Annotated in this window: 17 protein-coding genes; 8 read left to right on the top strand and 9 right to left on the bottom strand. The window is 62.4% G+C overall.

What is annotated here, in order from left to right; all coding sequences use genetic code 11:
* Positions 1-41: 41 nt before the first annotated feature.
* Both hspQ and ASD99_RS16035 read right to left on the bottom strand, forming a co-directional pair.
* Positions 42-365, bottom strand: coding sequence for a heat shock protein HspQ (gene hspQ / locus ASD99_RS16030; protein WP_056587784.1), 324 nt, complete (start codon positions 363-365; stop codon positions 42-44).
* 169 nt (positions 366-534) lie between these two features.
* Positions 535-1,743 (bottom strand): UbiH/UbiF family hydroxylase, encoded by a 1,209-nt coding sequence (locus tag ASD99_RS16035; RefSeq protein WP_057144255.1) that lies wholly within the window; start codon positions 1,741-1,743, stop codon positions 535-537.
* A 69-nt stretch (positions 1,744-1,812) separates the two neighbouring features.
* Between ASD99_RS16035 and ASD99_RS16040 the strand changes: the two genes are divergently transcribed.
* From ASD99_RS16040 to ASD99_RS16075, 8 genes are all read left to right on the top strand, one after another.
* Positions 1,813-2,751, top strand: a complete 939-nt coding sequence (locus tag ASD99_RS16040) for a DUF2182 domain-containing protein (RefSeq protein WP_082583304.1) — start codon at positions 1,813-1,815, stop codon at positions 2,749-2,751.
* A 14-nt stretch (positions 2,752-2,765) separates the two neighbouring features.
* Complete coding sequence (locus tag ASD99_RS16045; RefSeq protein ID WP_056587789.1) at positions 2,766-3,380, top strand: DUF1326 domain-containing protein; 615 nt, start codon at positions 2,766-2,768, stop codon at positions 3,378-3,380.
* Positions 3,377-4,195, top strand: coding sequence for a phosphatidylcholine synthase (gene pcsA, locus ASD99_RS16050; protein WP_056587856.1), 819 nt, complete (start codon positions 3,377-3,379; stop codon positions 4,193-4,195). The genes ASD99_RS16045 and pcsA overlap by 4 nt, the downstream gene beginning before the upstream one ends.
* Positions 4,196-4,223: 28 nt before the next feature.
* Entirely contained in the window at positions 4,224-5,201 is a 978-nt protein-coding gene (locus ASD99_RS16055) for a quinone oxidoreductase family protein (protein WP_056587792.1), read from the top strand.
* Positions 5,202-5,480: 279 nt separating this feature from the next.
* Entirely contained in the window at positions 5,481-7,058 is a 1,578-nt protein-coding gene (locus tag ASD99_RS16060; RefSeq protein ID WP_057144246.1) for an ABC transporter ATP-binding protein, read from the top strand.
* Complete coding sequence (locus tag ASD99_RS16065; protein ID WP_057144247.1) at positions 7,055-8,185, top strand: ABC transporter permease; 1,131 nt, start codon at positions 7,055-7,057, stop codon at positions 8,183-8,185. Before ASD99_RS16060 ends, ASD99_RS16065 begins: the two co-directional genes overlap by 4 nt.
* Entirely contained in the window at positions 8,185-9,105 is a 921-nt protein-coding gene (locus ASD99_RS16070) for an ABC transporter permease (RefSeq protein ID WP_056587801.1), read from the top strand. Before ASD99_RS16065 ends, ASD99_RS16070 begins: the two co-directional genes overlap by 1 nt.
* Before the next feature lie 49 nt (positions 9,106-9,154).
* Positions 9,155-10,222: a BMP family ABC transporter substrate-binding protein gene (locus ASD99_RS16075; RefSeq protein ID WP_057144248.1), complete on the top strand. Its 1,068-nt coding sequence runs from the start codon at positions 9,155-9,157 to the stop codon at positions 10,220-10,222.
* A gap of 47 nt (positions 10,223-10,269) precedes the next feature.
* Here ASD99_RS16075 and ASD99_RS16080 read toward each other — a convergent pair whose 3' ends face one another.
* The 7 genes from ASD99_RS16080 to ASD99_RS16110 form a co-directional block, all read right to left on the bottom strand.
* Positions 10,270-11,376: an acyltransferase family protein gene (locus tag ASD99_RS16080; protein WP_057144249.1), complete on the bottom strand. Its 1,107-nt coding sequence runs from the start codon at positions 11,374-11,376 to the stop codon at positions 10,270-10,272.
* Positions 11,377-11,477: 101 nt separating this feature from the next.
* The gene (gene rimO, locus ASD99_RS16085) at positions 11,478-12,791 is read right to left on the bottom strand and encodes a 30S ribosomal protein S12 methylthiotransferase RimO (RefSeq protein WP_056587809.1); all 1,314 of its coding nucleotides are present in this window, start codon (positions 12,789-12,791) and stop codon (positions 11,478-11,480) included.
* A gap of 147 nt (positions 12,792-12,938) precedes the next feature.
* On the bottom strand, positions 12,939-13,598 hold the full coding sequence (locus ASD99_RS16090; RefSeq protein ID WP_056587812.1) for a TerC family protein: 660 nt from the start codon (positions 13,596-13,598) through the stop codon (positions 12,939-12,941).
* Between the two features lie 186 nt (positions 13,599-13,784).
* On the bottom strand, positions 13,785-14,192 hold the full coding sequence (locus ASD99_RS16095) for a DUF930 domain-containing protein (protein ID WP_056587816.1): 408 nt from the start codon (positions 14,190-14,192) through the stop codon (positions 13,785-13,787).
* A 56-nt stretch (positions 14,193-14,248) separates the two neighbouring features.
* Positions 14,249-14,947, bottom strand: coding sequence for a DUF2161 domain-containing phosphodiesterase (locus ASD99_RS16100; RefSeq protein WP_056587819.1), 699 nt, complete (start codon positions 14,945-14,947; stop codon positions 14,249-14,251).
* A complete protein-coding gene (locus ASD99_RS35460) occupies positions 14,844-15,791 on the bottom strand; it encodes a cytochrome b/b6 domain-containing protein (RefSeq protein WP_413813936.1) in 948 nt (315 codons plus the stop codon). Before ASD99_RS35460 ends, ASD99_RS16100 begins: the two co-directional genes overlap by 104 nt.
* On the bottom strand, positions 15,742-16,094 hold a 353-nt coding region (locus ASD99_RS16110; protein WP_210175926.1), incomplete at its 5' end, for a PepSY domain-containing protein. The genes ASD99_RS16110 and ASD99_RS35460, both read right to left, overlap by 50 nt.

Raw genomic sequence — 16,094 nt, forward strand, 5'->3', positions numbered from 1 at the left:
CGGGGTCATGCCCCGCTTTTTTGTGCTCGTCTCTCAATAGGTTAGTGCCTGGACTGTCGTTTCGGCTGGTAGCCCCCGTCCGGCTTCTTGTCGAACATCTCCTTGATCTGCGGATGCCGGACCGGCTCACCCGACTGATCCTCGAGCAGATTCTGCTCGGAGACGTAGGCGATGTATTCGGTCTCCGAATTCTCAGCGAGCAGATGGTAGAAGGGCTGATCCTTGCGCGGCCGCACGTCGGCGGGGATAGCTTCGTACCATTCGTCGGTGTTGGCGAATTGCGGATCGACGTCGAAAATGATGCCCCGGAATGGAAACAGCCGGTGGCGAACCACCTGTCCGATTGCGAATTTGGCTGTTTTCATCGTACTCACCACTGAATTCCTTCGCTTTATTTGGCGCAGACTGCGCATCAATTCAATCCCGTAGCGTTTGACGGCGCCTCTAAGCCACGCAGGGCACGGTGCAAAGGTTTTGCTGCACGCGGCCATGTCGATGACCGTCGATGACGCTGAAACGTTCGGAAGTTCGCTGTCAGCGTGCGGGCCTTCGCAGGCCGCCGGCCAGCGCCGCGAAGCCGCTTCCGGGACGAAGCCCCTCACGCATGAAAAATGCGCGAAGCGGCGCGAAGCCACCGAGCACGCCGAGCCCGGCAACGCGAGCCATCTGCGCCGGCAGCATGTCTGAAAGCAGCGACATGTTGAGCAGGTTGACCGCGCTGCTGCGCGCCAGAATGTCAGGCCGACGCTTGAAATCGTAGGCCGCCAAGGCCTTGGCAGCGCCCGGATCGCTACGATTTTCGCTAGCGATTCCAATCAGATCGTCGACATCCCTGATACCGAGATTGAGACCTTGCGCGCCGATCGGCGGAAATACATGGGCGGCTTCCCCGACCAGCGCTATCCGGTCTCGCGCAAAACGCAGCGGCGTCACCGCCGAAAGCGGATAGATTTGCCGGCCCGGCTCCACCGTCACCCGGCCCAGCATCGACTGCATCTGCTGTTCGATCCGCATCGAAAGCGTCGCATCGTCCAGTGCGGCGAGTTCCGTCGCGGTCTCGGGCTTCACCACCCAGACCAGGCTCGAGCGATTGCCAGGCAGCGGAACCTGCGTGAACGGACCGGTCTCGGTGTGGAATTCCGTCGAGGTGAAGTCATGGTCGACGCTGTGGCCGAAATTGAGGACAAGAGCCGCCTGTGGGTAGGCGCGAGCCGAGGTCGAGATGCCGGCCGCCTGGCGCGCCGGCGACAAGCGTCCATCGGCCGCGACCGCCAATGATGCCTCCACCGCGCTACCGTCGGTGAGCACGGCACGCACGCGCCCGGCATCGAGATGCCAGCTTTCCACCATCGATCGTCGCCATTCGATGCCGGCATGCGCAGCGACAATGCTGACCAGTGCCGGATTGAGGACGCTGTTGGGCAGGTTCAGCCCGAACTGGTCCTCATCGATCTCGCTGGCGCGAAAGGTGACGACCGAGCTCCGGATCAGACGGCTGGTCGCGTCGACGATGCGCATGATCTTCAGCGGCGCCGCTTTGGACTTGATGTCTTCGAGCACGCCCAGCCGATCGAGCACTTTCAGGGCGGGGTTCATCAGGGCCGTCGTGCGGCCATCGGGAACTGTGGCCTCCGGCCCGACCAGCGTCACCGGGAAACCGGCAGTGGCAAAACCGGCCGCAGCGATTAGTCCTGCCGGCCCCGTGCCAGCAACCAGTATCAGCGCAGTTTGCTCATGCTCCAAGATCTGCTTCCGGCTTGCAGTGCGAGGCGGTCCACCCGACCTGCCGTCGATGAGCATATAGGTCAGATCATGCCGCTTGATCAACGCGGCGATTCGGCTCATTCGGATGACATGACCGGCCAGCAGGACGACTTCAGCCATCTCGACCGCACCGGCCGTGCCATGGCCAATATCGCGCGCAATCCTCGCGTCACGGTGAATGTCGTCATCGGCGCCTGTATCCTGCTTGCCTGGCTGTTCCTTGCCGCGATGGCAATCCACGGCGCCGAAGGGCGGATTGCAGGCGTCAGCGCCCCCGGCGACACGATTCTGCGCAACCTGCCGCAACTGCCGCTGCCCGATTTCCTGGAACGGTTCTTTGTGCTCTGCCTCTCGCCGGCGCCGCTGGACGCAAGCCCCGGCCTGCAGGCCGGTGCGCTCGTTTTGATGTGGTTCCTGATGGCGCTCGCGACGATGCTGCCATCAGCCGCGCCGATGATCCGCACCTATTGCGAAATCGCCGATACGGCACGCATCAAGGGCGCGCCGGTCGCTCACCCGCTGGTGCTGGTCGCCGGCTACCTCGGCGTCTGGCTCGCCGCTTCGGTGATGTTCGCGGCGCTGACCCTGGCCGCCCATACATTCGCCTCATCAGGCGAGATGCTCGACCCGGTCGTCGGCACTGCCGGTGCGCTCGCTCTGCTGATTGCCGGCCTCTACCAGTTCAGTGGCCTGAAGGAAGCCTGCCTGAAGAAGTGCAGGAACCCGTTCTCGATCCTGTTCGCGAACTGGAGCGCCAGGCCCGCCAACATCTTTCGGCTTGGGATCGGGCAGGGCCTGTGGTGCCTCGGCTGCTGCTGGGCATTGATGCTGGTGATGTTTGCCGTCGGCGTCATGAACGTCTTCTGGATGGCGTTAATCGGGCTGTTCACCCTGATCGAAAAACAAACCGCCAGCAGGGTTCCAACCCGGCTGGCCGGTGCGATACTGCTTGTCTGGGCAGCCGCGCTGCTAGTAGTCTCGCTGTGAGTGGGGGGAAATCGATGGCAGATCATGGCTGGGCAATGAAGGGAGAGCTCGTACTCTCCTGCAATTGCACGGTTTTTTGCCCTTGCGTGCTGTCGCTCGGCAACCATCCGCCAACCGAAGGCTATTGCCAGACCTGGGCGGGGTTTCGCATCGATGCCGGCCATTTCGGCGAGGTCGACCTGTCCGGTCTCAATCTCGGGCTGGTCATGGAAATCCCCGGTTACATGAGCCGCGGCAACTGGACCGCCGGCCTGTTCATCGACAAGCGAGCCTCGGTCTACGCGGTCAAGGCGCTGACGAAGATCTTCACCGGCAAGGCAGGCGGAACCACATCGTTGCTCTCCATCCTCGTCGGCAAATTCCTCGGCGTCGAGCAGGTACCGATCACCTACGAGACGCGTGACAAGACGCGCATCTTCCAGATACCGAAGATCATCGACGGGGCGGTGACGCCCATCCCCGGCAAGGATCGCGACAAGGATACGGTGATCAGCAATTCTGAATACTGGATCGCGCCGGAGATCATCGTCGCCAGGTCCGACAAGAGCAAGATGCGGGCTTTCGGCCGCAACTGGAATTTCGCTGGCCGTTCGGCCGAAATCTGCAAGCTGGATTGGCGGGGCCCGTGAGCAAGAATACAACGGCCCGAAAAGCCGCCAAAAAGATCACGGACCGGATCCCCAGGCCGAAGAAGAAGGTCACCTGGCCGCAGGCGCGTGCGTTTTCGGTCCATCTCTTGACCGCCTCGGGCTCATTCCTGGCCTTCCTATCGCTGGTGGCGGCGAGCGAAGAGCGCTGGACGGCGATGTTCTGGTGGCTCGGGCTGGCGTTGTTCGTCGACGGCATTGACGGGCCGATCGCCAGAAAGCTCGAGGTCAAGGAAATCCTGCCGACGTGGTCGGGCGAAATGCTCGACAACATCATCGACTACGTGACCTACGTGCTGATCCCGGCCTTCGCGCTCTATCAGCGCGGCTTCATGGGCGAGGGCCTGTCATTCCTGTCGGCGGCGATCATCGTAGTCTCCAGCGCCATCTACTATGCCGACACCGGCATGAAGACGAAGGAGAATTTCTTCAAGGGATTCCCCGTGGTCTGGAACATGGTGGTGTTCACGCTGTTCGTTATCGAACCCGGACAATGGGTTTCGTTCGCGGTGGTGGTGGTGGCCGGCATTCTGACCTTCGTGCCGATCAACTTCATCCATCCGGTACGGGTGGTGCGGCTGCGGCGCATCAATCTTGCGATGACCCTTTTGTGGTGCGCTTTTGGCGCGCTTGCGTTGGCGCAAGCGGCACTCGCCGCCTTCTACGATCAGATCGGCGTGCTGGGCGAACAGGTCAGCACATTCACCAAGATCGGCATCACCATCACCGGGCTTTACCTTGCCTGCATTGGTGGCATCATGCAGTTCTTTCCAAATCTCGGTGCCAGAAAGGCCTGATCAGCCACTCCCAGAGGAAGCCCAGCCCATGTCCAAAGCGATCCGTATCCACGCCCATGGCGGCCCGGAAGTCCTGACCTATGAGGACAGTGATCCCGGCCAGCCAGGATCGGGACAGATCCTGATCCGGCACACGGCGATCGGCCTCAATTTCATCGATGTCTATCATCGCTCGGGCCTTTATCCGCCGCCCGGCGGGTTCCCGCTTGTCGCTGGCAGCGAAGCCGCGGGCGTGGTGCTGGAGGTTGGCCAGGGCGTCGACTGGCTGAAGCCGGGCGATCGCGTCGCCTATGCCGTGACGACAGGGGCTTACGCGCAAGAGCGCGTCATCGACGCGAGCCGCGTCGTCAAGGTTCCGGATGGCATCAGCGACGAACAGGCCGCCGCGATGATGTTGAAAGGCATGACCGCCGAGTACCTGTTGCGCCGGACGTTCAAGGTGAAGGCAGGCGACACGATCTTGTTTCATGCCGCGGCAGGCGGCGTCGGGCTGATCCTCGGCCAATGGGCAAAACATCTTGGCGCCACCGTCATCGGCACAGCCAGCTCGGCCGACAAGATCGAGCTCGCCAAGGCGCATGGTTTCGACCATGTCATCAACTACAAGGAACAGGATTTCGTCGCCGGCGTCGCCGCCATCACCGGCGGCAGGAAATGCGATGTCGTCTACGATTCGGTCGGCAACGACACGTTTCCGGCTTCGCTCGACTGCCTGAGGCCGCTTGGGATGTTCGTCAGCTTCGGCCAGTCCTCTGGACCGATTCCGCCGTTCAGCATGTCGTTGCTGGCACAGAAGGGCTCGTTGTTCGCCACACGGCCGACGCTGTTCGTCTACAACGCAAAACGCGAGGACCTCGAAGCCTCCGCCGCTGCCTTGTTCGAAGTCGTGCTCAGTGGCGCCGTCAAGATCAAGATCAACCAGCGCTATGCACTCAAGGACGCGGGCAAGGCGCATTCCGACCTCGAGGGCCGCAGGACGACAGGAACGACCATTCTCATCCCTTAGAGACCGGCTGGAAACTCTGCTTTGGCGGCCGTCTGACGGCGTTTTCTGCGCTTCCGGTACTCACGGACCCAAATCTTCGCTGCGCTCCGGTTCTCGAAAACACTACCATATGACTCGCCAGAGCGAATTTCAAAACAGTCTCTTGGTCCGTTCTGCCTTGCTATCCCTTGAATTTCCGCTGAAATTCTTGAAGCTCTTTCAAGACGCGTGCCGCTTTCCGATGAGAGCCGGCCGCGCCTACCATGCTTGCGGGAACACAGAACATATCTGGCTAACCAGATGGGAGGCACTGTGAGTGCAAATCAGGACGGCACGAACCTGCTCGAGGTCCGTGGCCTCACCAAGATATTCGGGACGCTGACGGCGTGCGATCATATCGATCTCGACATCGCCAGAGGTGAAATCCACGCCTTGCTCGGCGAAAACGGCGCCGGCAAGTCGACGCTGGTCAAAATGCTGTTCGGCTCGCTGGAGCCCAATTCCGGCGAGATCTTCTGGAGCGGCCAGGCCGTCAGGATTTCCAGCCCCGGCGTCGCCAAAAAACTCGGCATCGGCATGGTGTTCCAGCATTTTTCGCTGTTCGAAGCGCTGACCGCGGCCGAAAACATCGCGCTGTCGCTGGACGATGGCTCGCCGATCAGCAGCATCGCGGCGAAGGCGAGGGCGCTTTCCTTCAGCTATGGCCTGCCGCTCGATCCTGAATCGCTGGTCGGCGACCTGTCGGTGGGCGAGCGCCAGCGCATCGAGATCATCCGCTGCCTGCTGCAGACGCCACAGCTCATCATCCTCGACGAGCCGACCTCGGTGCTGACGCCGCAGGAAGCCGACAAGCTGTTCGAGACGCTGGAGCGTCTGCGTTCGGAAGGCAAATCCATCCTCTACATTTCGCACCGGCTCGAAGAGGTCAAACGCATCTGCGACCGCGCCACCGTGCTGCGTCACGGCAAGGTTGTCGGCCACTGCAACCCGCGTGAGGAAACAGCCTCTTCGCTGGCCCGCATGATGGTGGGCAATGAGGTGCAGGCCGTGGTGCGCGCACCTGTCGAGGGCATCGCCACGGCGCAGCCGCTGCTCGAAATCCGAAATCTCAGCCGCAAGCCGGCAACGCCGTTCTCGATCCCGCTCAAGGGCATCAACCTGAATGTCCGGGCCGGCGAAGTGATCGGCATCGCGGGCGTCGCCGGCAACGGCCAGGGCGAGTTCTTTGAATCCGTCTCCGGCGAGGTGTTGCAACAGGATGCCGCCTCGGTGCGCATTCGCGGCAAGGACGCAGGTGGCCTCACCATCACCGGACGGCGCCTGCTGGGTGCCGCCTTCGTGCCGGAAGAGCGCCTCGGCCACGGTGCCGCGCCACGCATGAAGCTTTCAGAGAACCTGCTGCTGTCGCGCCATGCAACCGACGGCAAGGCGTTTGTCGGCACTGGGGGAATGGTCAAGAGCGCAGCCATCTACGCCGCCTCCCAACGCATCATCGAGGCGATGGATATGCGCAAGAGCGCCCCGGATCCGGAGGCTGCCGCACTTTCGGGCGGCAATCTGCAGAAATTCATCGTCGGCCGCGAACTCGATCGCCAGCCTGATGTCATGGTGGTCAACCAACCGACCTGGGGTGTCGACGCGGGCGCTGCCGCCCACATTCGCCAAGCCTTGATCGAGCTGTCGCGCAGCGGTTCGGCGGTTTTGGTGATCAGCCAGGATCTCGACGAACTGTTCGAGATATCGGATGCGATCGCCGTCATGCACAATGGCGAGTTGTCGAAGCCGCTGCCGATCGCCGAGGCGACCTTCGAGAAGGTCGGCTTGCTGATGGGCGGCGCCGAGCCAGGCCACGCCGAACACACGCTGGAGACGGCATGATGCGCCTCGAACTCGTCAAACGCCCGCAGCGCTCGGCGCTGTTTTCGGCCCTGTCGCCATTCATCGCCTTCGCGCTGACGATCATCGCCGGTGCGGTTCTGTTCGCGCTGCTCGGCGTCAATCCGCTGACCGCGTTCCGCATCTACTTCATCGAGCCGATCAGCCAGGTCTGGCAGTTGCATGAACTGGCGATCAAGGCAGCGCCGCTCATCCTGATCGCCGTCGGCCTGTCAGTCTGCTACAAGGCCAACATCTGGAACATCGGCGCTGAAGGCCAGTTCATCCTGGGCGGCATTGTCGGTTCGATCATCCCGGTGCTGTTTCCGCAGTTCGAAGGCCCGCTGGTGCTGCCGCTGATGCTCTTGCTCGGCATGGTCGGCGGTGCGGCCTATGCGGCAATCCCGGCTCTGCTCAAGACGCGCTTCGGCACCAACGAGATCCTGACCAGCCTGATGCTGGTCTATGTCGCGCAACTCTTCCTCGACTGGCTGGTGCGCGGACCCTGGCGTGATCCGCAGGGCCATGGTTTCCCGCAGACCATTCAGTTCAACGACTCGGCCGTGTTACCGGAACTGATGCCGGATGCCGGGCGGGCAAACTGGGGTTTTGTTTTCGCACTGGTCGCCGCGGTGCTGGTCTGGATCCTGATGAGCCGCATGCTGAAGGGTTTCGAGGTGCGCGTGCTGGGCTCGAGCCCGCGGGCAGGGCGCTTCGCCGGCTTCGGGCTCAACCAGATGGTTTTCTTCGCCTTCCTGCTGTCGGGTGCGCTCGCGGGACTTGCCGGCATCTCGGAAGTCTCGGGCGCCATCGGCCAGTTGCAGCCTGTCATTTCGCCCGGTTATGGCTTCACCGCCATCATCGTTGCGTTCCTTGGCCGCCTCAACCCGCTCGGCATCGTTGCCGCCGGTCTGGTGCTGGCGCTGACCTATCTCGGCGGCGAAGCGGTGCAGAGCGCGCTCGGCATCTCCGACAAGGTGGCGCGGGTGTTCCAGGGCATGCTGCTGTTCTTCGTGCTCGGCTGCGACACGCTCATTCACTACCGCATCCGCCTGGTCGGCCTGGCGCTGACCAAGCCGGAGGCTGCCGCCAAACTCGAAGCCGCGCCAAAGCTGAAGGAAGCCCGTTGATGGACATCACCGTAAACATCCTTCTGACCATCGCCACGGCGGCAACGCCGCTGCTGATCGCGGCAATCGGTGAACTGGTGGTCGAGCGCTCCGGCGTGCTCAATCTCGGCGTCGAAGGCATGATGATCATGGGCGCAGTCGGCGGCTTCGGCGCCAGCTACCTCACGGGATCACCCTGGATCGGCCTTCTGGCGGCAATCGCCATGGGCGCGGTGTTCTCGCTGCTGTTTGCCGTCATGACGCTGTCGCTGGCCACCAACCAGGTGGCGACCGGCCTGTCGTTGACGCTGCTCGGCCTCGGCCTGTCCGGCATGATGGGCACCAGCTTCGTCGGCCAGCCCGGCGAACGGCTGCCCAACCTCGACATTCCCGGCCTGACCTCAATCCCTGTCATCGGTAGGCTGCTGTTCGGCCAGGATCCGATTTTCTACATCTCGATCGCACTGACCGCCGCCGTTATGTGGTTCCTGTTCAAGACCCGGACCGGACTGACGCTGCGCTCGATCGGCGACAGCCATACATCGGCGCATGCGCTGGGCATCAAGGTCATCCGCTACCGCTATCTCGCGGTGATCTTCGGCGGCGCCTGTGCCGGCCTTGCCGGCGGTCACCTGTCGCTGGTCTACACGCCGCAATGGGTGGAGAACATGAGTGCCGGCCGCGGCTGGATCGCGCTGGCGCTGGTGGTGTTCGCCTCGTGGCGGCCATGGCGGGTGCTGGCCGGCGCCTACATCTTCGGCGCGGTGTGGATCGGCCAGCTTCATGCACAGGCTTTTGGCATTCCAGTGCCTTCACAGTTCCTTTCTTCGCTGCCCTATCTGGCAACCGTCGTGGTTCTCGTTCTAATCTCGCGCAACAAGCGTCTGACGATGATGAACACGCCGGCTTCGTTGGGGCAGCCATTCGTTCCGGATCGTTGACAACAAAAAAAACGGGAAGCTCCAAGGCTAAACTCAGAGAGGTAACACAATGAAAAAACTGCTTATTGCCCTGATGACCACGACCGCCGCCCTATCGCTGGCGGCAACCGCCGAGGCCGCGGACAAGCTGAAGGCCTGCTGGGTCTATACCGGCCCGATCGGCGACTTCGGCTATTCCTACCAGCACGACCAGGGACGTCTCGAGGTGGAGCAGGCGCTCGGCGACAAGGTCGAGACAGCCTATCTCGAAAACGTCTCCGAAGGCCCCGACGCCGACCGCGCTTTCGAGCGTCTGGCGCGCGAAGGCTGCAAGATCATCTTCGGCACCTCCTTCGGCTTCATGGACCCGGAAGTGAAGGTCGCCAAGAAGTTCCCGAAGGTGATGTTCGAGCACGCAACCGGCTACAAGACCGGCGACAATCTCGGCATCTACAATGCGCGTTTCTATGAAGGCCGCTATGTGCTCGGCCAGATCGCCGCGAAGGAATCGAAGGCCGGCGTTGCCGGCTACATCGTTTCCTTCCCGATCCCCGAAGTGGTGATGGGCATCAATTCCTTCATGCTCGGCGCACAGTCGATCAACCCGAACTTCAAGGCCAAGATCGTCTGGGTGAACTCGTGGTTCGACCCAGGCAAGGAAGCCGACGCAGCCAAGGCGCTGTTCGACCAGGGCGCCGACATCATCGTCCAGCACACCGATTCGACCGCTGCCCTGCAGGTAGCCGAGGAGCGCAAGCTGCACGGCTTCGGCCAGTCCTCCGACATGATCAAATTCGCGCCGAACGCGCAGCTGACCTCGCTCACCGACGAATGGGGTCCCTATTACATCAGCCGGGTCCAGGCAGCCCTCGACGGCACGTGGAAGCCGGACAATGTCTGGCTCGGCATCAAGGACGGCGCGGTCAAGCTCGCCCCCTTCACCAACATGCCCGACGATGTGAAGGCGCTTGCCGAGGCCACTGAGAAGAAGATCGCCGGCGGCTGGAACCCCTTCACCGGACCGATCGCCAAGCAGGACGGCACGCCGTGGCTGAAGGACGGCGAAGTCGCCGACGACGGCACGCTGCTCGGCATGAATTTTTACGTCAAGGGCGTCGACGACAAGCTGCCGCAGTAAGCAGTGCAAGAGATCGAAATAAGGAGGGCGCCGCGAGGCGCCCTTTTTCATTCGGCGGGTTGCGCTCCGGGAGAGACGCGACGAAATCGCGCCCGTCCAGCATCGACCGCGCGGCCGAGCCAAATCCTGAGCAGCCGCTGCGCGGGTCGTTCGCAGCTGCCCCAGATCGCCCACGAAACGAAGAGCATGAGCGCAACGCAGCCAAAGGCAGCAAACCATTTGCCGACCAAGGGTGCTGTCGCGTTGATGGCGAGATAGCCGATGTTCTGATGCAGCAGGTAGAGCGGATAGGTCAGCCCACCCAACGCCAGAGTGAGCACCGATGGCCTGACACGGTCGCGCAGCAGAACCGCACCGATCAGCGCGCCATGCATGACGACATTGGCGACGACCAGATTGGCCGACGAAACGGCAACGCCGTAGTGGCCCTGCATCCAGTGCTGCGTCACCGATAGCGTACTGCACGAGGTCAAGAACGCGGCGGCGAGCAGCAGCAAGGCCGACAGTGAACGACCATGCGCATGGATGTGATGGACGAGCACGCCGGCGGCGAAGAACGGCCCGAACTCGGTGATGAACAGCAGCCTGGCGGCACCGCTACCGACGAAGAATTCGTTCAAGGCCGAAATCGCCAGCCAGATGAAGATCAATTCCAGCTTGCGTTTCTGGAAGAGCCCGGTGAACAGGGCCAGCGTCACCCAACCGTAGAAAACCAGTTCCAGAACGATCGACCAGTAGACGCCGTCCATGAAGGGTTGGCCGAAGGCTGGTGCGAACATCGACAGATTGGCGGCATACTGGACGAAAGAGATCGGAAGCAGCGGTGAGCCGGCAAGGGCGACAACCGCGAAGGTGATCGTCATGCAGAGCAGGAATCCCGGATAGAGGCGAACGAACCGCGCGATCGCAAACTGGTCCCAACTGCGATTTTCCGCCGACCAGGCAATGACGAAACCGCTGATCAGGAAGAACAAATTGACGCCGAGATAGCCGTAGAGGGCACCCGGTGCGGCAAGCGGATAGCCCTCGGCGAGAAAGCCTTCGGCGGCCGCGCCACGGAAGAAATAGTGAAAGAACACAACGGCAAGTGCAGCCGCGAGCCTGAGCAGGTCCAGCGTCGCGATGTAATCCTGCCCGGCAGGTCTGGTGTTCATCCCGAATTCCCCGCATTTACGGTCCAGAACCCATACTTCGGGTCGCGATCGAATGGGTTAAGCGGGCGGAATTATCGCTAGATGTAGTAAATACGGCCCCTTCAGACCGCCGAACCGTAGAGGTCATAGGCATCGGCACGGTCGATCTTGACTGTGACGATCTCGCCGGCGCGTAGCGGGCGGCGAGACTGGATATGGACCGAGCCGTCGATCTCGGGCGCGTCGTATTTGGTGCGGCCCTTTGCCGATGTGCCGTGCGCCTCATCGATCAGCACCGGCAGGCGCTTGCCGACCTTCTTGGCCAGCTGTGTCGCCGAAATCTTCTGCTGGCGCTGCATGAAGCGGTGCCAGCGCGCCTCCTTGATCTCCTGCGGAACCTGTTCCAGACCGAGATCGTTGGAACGGGCGCCCCGGACCGGCTCGTATTTGAAGCAGCCGGCGCGATCGATCTTCGCCTCATCGAGCCAATCGAGCAGCATCTCGAAATCATCGTCCGTCTCGCCGGGGAAGCCGACGATGAAGGTCGAGCGGATGGCGAGATCCGGGCAGACCTCGCGCCAGCCGCGAATGCGCTCGAGCGTCTTTTCGCCATGCGCCGGCCGCCGCATGTTCTTCAACACCTGCGGCGAAGCATGCTGGAAGGGGATATCCAGATAGGGGAGGATCTTGCCTTCGGCCATCAGCGGGATGACGTCGGCGACATGCGGATAGGGGTAGACATAGTGCATGCGTACCCAGATGCCGAGCTTGCCCAGTTCCTCGGAAAGGTCGAGGAACTTCGCCCGCACTTCGCGGTCGCCGAACATCGACGTCTGGTACTTGATGTCGATGCCGTAGGCGCTGGTGTCTTGCGAGATGACCAGGAGTTCCTTGACGCCGGCATTGGCCAGTTTCTCGGCTTCGCGCAGCACATCGGCCGCGGGCCGCGAGACGAGGTCGCCACGCAGTGCGGGAATGATGCAGAAGGTGCAGCGGTTGTTGCAGCCTTCCGAAATCTTGAGATAGGCGTAGTGGCGCGGCGTCAGCTTGACGCCCTGCGGCGGCAGCAGGTCGATATAGGGGTCGTGCGAAGGCGGTGCAGCCTCGTGCACGGCGGCCATCACGCTCTCATAGGCCTGCGGTCCGGTGATCGCCAGCACATTAGGGTGCCTCTCGCGAATGACATCCGGCTCGGCGCCGAGGCAACCGGTGACGATGACGCGGCCGTTTTCCGAAAGCGCGGAGCCGATGGCGTTGAGCGACTCGTCACGGGCGGAATCGAGGAAGCCACAGGTGTTGACGACGACAAGGTCGGCGCCGTCATGCTTGCGGGCGATCTCGTAGCCTTCGGCGCGCAGGCGCGTGATGATGCGTTCCGAATCCACAAGGGCCTTCGGGCATCCAAGACTGACAAAACTCACGCGAGGAGCGGACATAGAGGGTTTCCGGGCTTTTCAGGATTGCCGGCGCAGTACCACACTTATTGCGGCATTGGTATGGGCACGCCTGCGATGCGGCAAAACGCACGGCGATTGCGCTGCGGACCTTGCTTTGCGGATCGAAGACGCGGCTGGCCGGCAGCCTCAGCTAACCGCGCCGTTTAGATGCGGCCAGACTTCCACCGCGCCACGATAGACCATGTCCAACGCGACATAGAAAATGATCAGCAGGCCGACATAGGCGATCCAGCGGTGGCGATGCAGCAGCTTGGCGATGAACGTCGCGGCGAGGCCCATCAGCGCGATCGACAGCACGAGGCCGATGACCAGCACCGGGAAATGATCGCGCGCGGCACCCGCGACCGCCAGCACGTTGTCGAGCGACATCGACACGTCGGCGACGACAATCTGCAATGCTGCCTGGCCGAGTGTCTTGCGCTTCGACTTGCCGGCCACCAAATTGTCGCTGTTCAGGTCGGTGTTCGACAGCGCCTCGGTCGCTTCCAGCTCGTCGGCATGGGACGTGCGCAGCTCGCGGTACATCTTCCAGCAGACCCACAGCAGCAAGATACCGCCGGCGAGCAGCAGGCCGACGATCGCCAGCAGCTTGACGGTTACCGCGGCAAAACCGATGCGCAGCACCGTTGCCGCCAGCACGCCGATGAGGATCGCCTTCTTGCGTTGTTCGGCCGGCAGGCCGGCAGCGGCAAGGCCGATGACGATCGCGTTGTCGCCGGCAAGCACAAGGTCAATGGCGATGACCTGGAGCAGGGCGGTCAGGCTGGCAGCGCTGAAAATGTCCATCGACCGGAAGCCCTTGCTGGTTTGCCCATTGTTCGTCGATTATCCAGACGGCCCTAACTTGGTGGTCCCTTGGCGTCAAGGGATCACTCATGGCGACCTCACCGAAGCATCGTTAGGTCAAAGCCGGATCAAAGGCTGCGTTGCACTCGCCGGCAGCCGGGCAAAACCGCGGCGGCCGATCACAAATCAATCGTAGAGATTGTACTTTGCCCAATCGGCTTCCGGAATCTCGTCGCCGATCCGGTAGCGGAGCTGCAGAACTTCCATATGGTCTGGCGCCGTCTGGCACTTGAATTTCAGCCGGTACCATTGCCCCTTGCTGCGAAACGCAGCACCCGGGCTCCTGATTGCATCCGCCCCCATCTCGGGCGTCGCAAAGGCGTAGGCGACGACGCGATCGGCTTTGAACTTGCGATCGTCATGGGTGATCCGGTCGAGCACCTCGGCGTCACAACGCTGTTCAAGACGGGTTTGGGGATCGAGTTTCATCAAGCCGGCGCGTAATGCACTGTCCATTGCGTTGGCTGGAAAACTCAGTGTCACAGACGCCAAGGCGGTCATGCAGAGCTTCTTCATGGGCGGGACAAGCAACATATTTTGTCGGAGAAATCAACCAAGGGGACCGCCTCGGACCCCGCCGGCACCATCAATCAAATGGCCGATGCGTTCAAAATTGCGTGTCGGGATTCATCGTCCGATGCCTGTGGCCAGCGGACCAGTGAGGCGCGGCCGGCATCGGTGAGATCGTAGAGGCCTCGGTCGACGCGCGCGAACCAGCCATAGACATTGTGCCGCAGGATCTTCGGCGCGATCGGCGTCAGCGCCTTCAGATCTCGCGGCCGCCTGGGGCCGTCCACCATGGCGGCAGCGCAGGCGAGGGCGCTTTGGCGATAGGCCGTCATGATCGGATTGCGCGATCCTCCTCCCGCAACGGGATCGCCGCGACGGCGCTGGTGCTCGTCGACCAGGCGCGAGCGCCGGCGCACATTCCTGCGCGGCGCCAAGGCGATCGGGCTGAGAAGCACCTCGACCCGGTCAGTCGCGGTCACGCCAAGCAGACCGAAGCCAAGCCGGCGGCAGAGATTGCGGAACCTGGCATCGCTCTCTCGTCCCTTGCCCCGGGCCGATAGGCGCGCGGCCAGCCACACCTCGTCGCAGGCCGCCGCGCGATCGACACCTTGCAGCACCAGTTCCAGATTGAACTGCAGCTTCAGCTCGCAGATGACGACGACCGGCGGCTCCCCCTCACGCAGCGCGACGATATCGCAGCCGCCGATCTCGCCCTTGACGATAAAGTCTAGGCTTTCGAGGAAGCGCTTCACCGGCGCATAGAGTGAGGTCTCGTTCATGCCCCGAAGGTTTAGCCGATTCGACGCGAAAAGCCTTCGGACCTCGTGGCTGCCCGAAACCATAGAGCAACCCGCTCGATGCCATCGAATCTGGCGGCCGCCGCAGTCCGCAACGGAATTTCAGGCTATGTCCGCCGGTTCGGCTTTGCGTTTTCGCCCCGTAATCATGGCCCTTACAAGGTTTTCGCGATGGCGAAAGCTTGCCAGCGCAACGCCGCCAATGTGAAAGAAGACGAGCAGCAACAGGCCATGCGCCGCCAAGCTGTGCGCCGCTGACAAGGTTTTCGCGATGGCGAAAGCTTGCCAGCGCAACGCCGCCAATGTGAAAGAAGACGAGCAGCAACAGGCCATGCGCCGCCAAGCTGTGCGCCGCTTCGACCCACGATACACCGAAATAGGCGTCCGTCGTCATCAGCCATCCGGTCAGCGCGGTCGACGCCATCACCGCGATCAGCACGATCACCATCGCGCCGCCAGCCGGATTGTGGCCGACATAGCGGGCTTCGCTACCGCTCAGTATCGCCAAGAGATAGCGCAGCACCGTTGCCGGGTCGCGCACGAATTGCGAGAAGCGCGCATAGGGCGTGCCCAGAACGCCCCATAAGAGCCGCATYGCGACCAGCGCGGCYGCGGCGTAGCCARCCCAATGATGGATGTCCTCCGAGGAATGCGAGGTGAGCCAGGCCGTGACGAAGCTGAGCACCAGCGCCCAGTGAAAACTTCGCACGACCCGGTCCCAGACGCGCACCATTTCTGGCGATGGGTGCGCGTCCGTGGCTATCGAAACGTTCGGATCAATTTTCGCCGGCTTCGGCATTGTCGAGCTTTTCGAGGGTCTCGGCATTGTAGGCCAGGTTCACCTTCTTGCCGGCCTTGTCGACCGCATAGACTTCGTAGCAACCCTTCTCGACCTTGATCTGGCGGACGGTGAGGCCTTCGCCAGTCAACTGCGCCTCCAGCGTTGCCTTGGGCTTGAACTGTGATTTCGGGGCGGTGCTGCAGCTGCCGCCGGCAGCGAGCGCCGGTCCTGCGATCATGCCGGCGAGAGCGGCGAGAACGAGAGTGCGATACATGATGGCTCCATTCGGAAGGTTGCGCGAGGATGTCGCGCCTGTGGGTGGGATTTCGATCGGTCCTGTCCGACGGC

It is taken from the genome of Mesorhizobium sp. Root695 (assembly GCF_001428185.1).
Lineage (GTDB): Bacteria > Pseudomonadota > Alphaproteobacteria > Rhizobiales > Rhizobiaceae > Mesorhizobium.

What these genes read in the sequence shown, in the direction of transcription:
- hspQ (WP_056587784.1), bottom strand. Translation starts at nt 365, where the DNA reads ATGAAAACAGCCAAATTCGCAATCGGACAGGTGGTTCGCCACCGGCTG.
- ASD99_RS16040 (WP_082583304.1), top strand. Translation starts at nt 1,813, where the DNA reads ATGCCGCTTGATCAACGCGGCGATTCGGCTCATTCGGATGACATGACC.
- ASD99_RS16045 (WP_056587789.1), top strand. Translation starts at nt 2,766, where the DNA reads ATGGCAGATCATGGCTGGGCAATGAAGGGAGAGCTCGTACTCTCCTGC.
- ASD99_RS16055 (WP_056587792.1), top strand. Translation starts at nt 4,224, where the DNA reads ATGTCCAAAGCGATCCGTATCCACGCCCATGGCGGCCCGGAAGTCCTG.
- ASD99_RS16060 (WP_057144246.1), top strand. Translation starts at nt 5,481, where the DNA reads ATGGGAGGCACTGTGAGTGCAAATCAGGACGGCACGAACCTGCTCGAG.
- ASD99_RS16065 (WP_057144247.1), top strand. Translation starts at nt 7,055, where the DNA reads ATGATGCGCCTCGAACTCGTCAAACGCCCGCAGCGCTCGGCGCTGTTT.
- ASD99_RS16070 (WP_056587801.1), top strand. Translation starts at nt 8,185, where the DNA reads ATGGACATCACCGTAAACATCCTTCTGACCATCGCCACGGCGGCAACG.
- ASD99_RS16075 (WP_057144248.1), top strand. Translation starts at nt 9,155, where the DNA reads ATGAAAAAACTGCTTATTGCCCTGATGACCACGACCGCCGCCCTATCG.
- ASD99_RS16080 (WP_057144249.1), bottom strand. Translation starts at nt 11,376, where the DNA reads ATGAACACCAGACCTGCCGGGCAGGATTACATCGCGACGCTGGACCTG.
- rimO (WP_056587809.1), bottom strand. Translation starts at nt 12,791, where the DNA reads ATGTCCGCTCCTCGCGTGAGTTTTGTCAGTCTTGGATGCCCGAAGGCC.
- ASD99_RS16090 (WP_056587812.1), bottom strand. Translation starts at nt 13,598, where the DNA reads ATGGACATTTTCAGCGCTGCCAGCCTGACCGCCCTGCTCCAGGTCATC.
- ASD99_RS16095 (WP_056587816.1), bottom strand. Translation starts at nt 14,192, where the DNA reads ATGTTGCTTGTCCCGCCCATGAAGAAGCTCTGCATGACCGCCTTGGCG.
- ASD99_RS16100 (WP_056587819.1), bottom strand. Translation starts at nt 14,947, where the DNA reads ATGAACGAGACCTCACTCTATGCGCCGGTGAAGCGCTTCCTCGAAAGC.